The sequence below is a fragment of the Sulfurovum sp. genome, assembly GCF_041551015.1.
Classification (GTDB): domain Bacteria; phylum Campylobacterota; class Campylobacteria; order Campylobacterales; family Sulfurovaceae; genus Sulfurovum.
This window is the reverse complement of the sequence record NZ_JBFENQ010000154.1, coordinates 1-3,879: the sequence shown is the minus strand read 5'-3', so window position 1 is coordinate 3,879 and position 3,879 is coordinate 1. Positions and strand designations below refer to the sequence as shown.

5 protein-coding genes and 1 pseudogene are annotated in these 3,879 nt (G+C 37.9%); 5 read left to right on the top strand and 1 reads right to left on the bottom strand.

Translation table 11 applies throughout. The annotated features are described in order from the left end of the window. Positions 1-412: pseudogene (locus tag ABZC96_RS08880) on the top strand (glutamate--tRNA ligase); the annotation flags it as partial. A 93-nt stretch (positions 413-505) separates the two neighbouring features. Here ABZC96_RS08880 and ABZC96_RS08875 read toward each other — a convergent pair. Next, on the bottom strand, positions 506-1,168 hold the full coding sequence (locus ABZC96_RS08875) for an MqnA/MqnD/SBP family protein (RefSeq protein WP_373030551.1): 663 nt from the start codon (positions 1,166-1,168) through the stop codon (positions 506-508). 108 nt (positions 1,169-1,276) lie between these two features. On the opposite strand from ABZC96_RS08875, the gene ABZC96_RS08870 reads away from it, so the two are divergent. The 4 genes from ABZC96_RS08870 to ABZC96_RS08855 form a co-directional block, all read left to right on the top strand. Continuing rightward, a complete protein-coding gene (locus ABZC96_RS08870; RefSeq protein ID WP_223892124.1) occupies positions 1,277-1,498 on the top strand; it encodes a MoaD/ThiS family protein in 222 nt (73 codons plus the stop codon). 3 nt (positions 1,499-1,501) lie between these two features. Continuing rightward, positions 1,502-1,936, top strand: a complete 435-nt coding sequence (locus ABZC96_RS08865) for a molybdenum cofactor biosynthesis protein MoaE (RefSeq protein WP_373030549.1) — start codon at positions 1,502-1,504, stop codon at positions 1,934-1,936. Between the two features lie 100 nt (positions 1,937-2,036). After that, positions 2,037-3,242: a molybdopterin molybdotransferase MoeA gene (locus ABZC96_RS08860; RefSeq protein ID WP_373030547.1), complete on the top strand. Its 1,206-nt coding sequence runs from the start codon at positions 2,037-2,039 to the stop codon at positions 3,240-3,242. Between the two features lie 316 nt (positions 3,243-3,558). Next, a partial coding sequence (locus ABZC96_RS08855; RefSeq protein ID WP_373030546.1) for a helix-turn-helix domain-containing protein occupies positions 3,559-3,879 on the top strand: 321 nt, incomplete at its 3' end.

Here is a 3,879-nt window from a genome sequence, read left to right as displayed (position 1 = left end):
TGTAGATATCCATGGACATGATAAGTTAGAGTTGCTTCTCGATGCAACAAAAGAGAGAGGAAAAACACTTGTAGATCTCGCAGAACAGATCAATCTCATACTTACGACACCAAGTGAGTATGATGAAAAATCATCGAAAAAAGCCTTTAAAGGAGAAGCAAAAGAGATATTAACTGACTTTATAGCAATGTTACAAACATGGGAAACCCCACTTCATTTACCATGTGACTACCATGCAGTAATGGAAAAACTTGTTACGGAAAAAGAGATAGGCTTTGGAAAAATAGGTATGCCGCTTCGCGTAAGTTTACTTGGAAGTATGACAGGTTCAGGACTTGATGAGATCATGGCTATTTTGGGTGTGGATGAGACTATTGAGCGTATTGAGAAAGCGGTGACAACTATAGAATAGTGCTTGTCGTCATTTCCGGTCTTGTACACCAAGGACATTTTCTACGGTCACCCGGGCATATACAAGTTAAAAACTATACCCATGGATCCCATATCAAGTATGAGGATGACGAATTTTTTTGCTTTTCTTCAAAAACAATTGCAAAGATTTCTTCGCTTTATTATCCATTTTATAATGGATATGACTTAAATACCAAGTAAGCTGTTTGGGTGTAATGCCTCTTTTTTTTGCCTCTTTTTTTAGGATATATTGGGGGATCTTTACTTTAGTTTGAGCGAATGAACGAGCCAGTTTTTGTATAGCTTCTTCATGTTTGTTATAACAGAGTCTAGCAAAGACAAAAGGAAGACCGGTCTCTTTGTACCAGGCTTCAGCCAAGTCAATACCTTTTCCTTCCTGTAAATAATGTTTGAGTGCAGCATCTCCTATAAGTACTTTTCCTTTAAGCTCTAACACGCGTGCAAGTTGATTGGAAGTGGCTGATGCCGGATCGATCTCATTTTCTCCTTCCAGGAGCAGAACACTATAGACTTTTTGATCTGCGATAATGCCTAGATCTGTGCATTTACATTTAGCAGATTCTACAGAAGATATGAATGCAGCATTGACCTCTCGACGTTTAAGTGCTTTGTTGATTTGTGAAGGTACAGCACGTTTGTAGTGAAAGGTCATTTTAGATGCATTGTTAGAGATATAGCGTTTTAAGAACACTTGAAAAGGCAGAAGATTAAGATAGCTGATAGACCCAAATAACACAGTGCGAAGCTCCTCTCAAAATCCTATTTAAGCGTAATTATAGCAAACAACTTTTATAATCGTGTCATTATTGGGGATAAAACAATCCCTATTTTGAAAGAGTAATTTATGGTAAAAGTAGAATTTTTAGGTCCCATTGGCAAAGCACCGATGGAGATGGAGGCCTCGACATTAGCAGATGTCTCCGCTCAACTCAAAGAAGATGACAGCTTAATCAAATGGCTGGATAAATGTGCAGTAGCCCTTAACGATACAATGGTAAACGATCTAGCAACTGAACTGAAAGATGGTGATAGGATCTCTATTTTGCCTCCTGTGTGTGGTGGGTAAATAGTGGAACTCTATAATGGACCACTTGACACCAAAGAGATATTTGGTCGTTGGCTTGATGAACAGGCAGAGTCGAACTATGGTGCCTACATTCCTTTTGTAGGAACGATACGTGCGGAAGATGGTATAGAAGCACTCAGTTTTGATATCTATGAGCCTGTCCTGCAAAAATGGTTTGATGGCTGGCAAGAGAAAGCTGCTGCTCTAGGAGCAGTGGTAAAGATGGCCCACTCCATCGGGGATGTTCCGGTACATACCTCTTCGTATATTTCTGCTGTATTCTCTCCTAAACGTCGAGTAGCACTTGAACTCATAGATGAATTTGTAGAAGATTTTAAAGCAAATGCGCCTATCTGGAAGTATGATGTGAAGAATGGCAAACGAATCTATGCTGCAGACAGAAGTACACCGATGAACGGTGCAGGTCTATTGAGCTAATAAGAAGATACAGCAAAATAGTTTCTGTACGATGGTCAAACAGATTCATTTTAGTAATATACATACGCGACTAGTCGCTTAATGAAGAAGGAAAACAACAATGGCATTTATGCATTTTGATGAATCCATAGAGATGATACAAAATCTTGAGATAAACAACTATAAAACAAAAAAACTTTATTTGGTAGATGCCTTAGGGTATGTATTGGCTGAAGATGTGATAGCAGATCATAACTCTCCAGAGTTCCCTACCTCTGCGATGGATGGCTATGCTATTATTCATGAAGATATGACATTAGGTACACTTAAGGTGGGAAGCATCAACCCTGCGGGTTCTGCACTTAAAGAAGCAGTGATAGGCGGTACGTGTATCAAGACCTTTACCGGTTCGCTTATGCCTCATGGGGCAGATACCCTTATCCCTATAGAAAATGTAGAAGTGGATGGTGATGAGATCATTATTAAAGAAGAGGTTCCTCAAGGGTTTTCTGTACGTGAGGTAGGAGAGAACTATACAAAAGGACAAATGCTTATTCCTAAAGGAACGAAAATTGACTTCCCTCAAATAGGGGTTATGGCCAGTTTGAATATAGCTAATATACTTGTATATGAAAAGCCAACAGTAGCGATTATATCAACAGGTTCAGAATTACTTGAATTAGGGGAAGAACAAACCAATGATTCCCAGATAAGAAGCTCTAACAATTATATACTCGAAGCGATTGTCAATAAGTATGATGGTATACCTATGCAACTAGGGTGTATCAAAGATGATAAAGAGACTATTACTACAGCTATCTCAGAGGCGTTAGAGAAAAGTGATATTGTTGTGACCACAGGCGGTGTGAGTGTTGGTGATTTTGACTTTGTGAAAGATGTTATCTATGAAATTGGTTGTGATGTAGTGTTTAAGGGTGTACGTGTAAAACCTGGGCAGCATATCATGGTGGCACGTAAGGATGATAAGTTTATCATAGGACTTCCGGGATTTGCCTATTCTTCTACTGTGACGGCATTACTTTATTTGGTCCCACTGATAGAAAAACTTCAACAGGGTAAATCTTCTTTACGTAAGGTCAAGGCTAAACTGACTGAACCTTTTGTAAAACGTGCTAAGAAAGCAGAGTTTACTGCGTGTAATGTAAATCTTATGCAAGGTGAATACTATATTGACTTCAAAGACAAAAAAGTAGGTTCTTCTGCCATTCTTACCAATATGTTAGGTAATGTAGCGCTGCTTGCCACATCAGAAGATGATACTTCTAAAGATGTCGGGGATGAAGTAACAGTTCTCTTATTAGGCTAAGCTGTTACTCTTGCTTGTATTTTGAGGAAAAGTGCAAGCTCTGCTACTGTTTTACATCCTGAGTTCATCGCTTCATTAAGTAATTTTCTATTTCTTTTAAAATCCATTTTCAATCCTTTTTTATAATTATTCTCCTTGTAAAGGAACGAAGTCCCTTTACAATTCCTCTCACTAAAGCTTCGACGGAAGTCTTAGATGCTTAAATATGTCAAATTGTATAGATAAATTTAAAAATATTTAAAAAATATGTCAAATTGTCATACTTTTAAGAAAGATACCCTATACTTTGACATATATAGATAAAAAAGGAGTAAAAATGTTAGTATTGAGTGATATTATAGAAAAATTAAAAGATGTGCTCTCAGAGAGTACTATAGGGAAGAAAGTGTTTGACAAAGATGTAGCAAATGCACTGAATATCCCTCAAGCAACTTTCGCAACGATGAAAAAGCGAAACTCTATCCCTTATGAAGAGATATTGGAATTTTGTGCCCTAAAGAAGATCTCTGTGAATTGGCTTTTTTTTGATCAAGCCGTTGATATGCTTAAAGCTGAGACAGAGAAGTTTTTTCAGGTACGGTATTTCGCAGACATTCGAGCAAGTGCAGGTGGTGGTGCTTATGGTTTTGATGAAGAT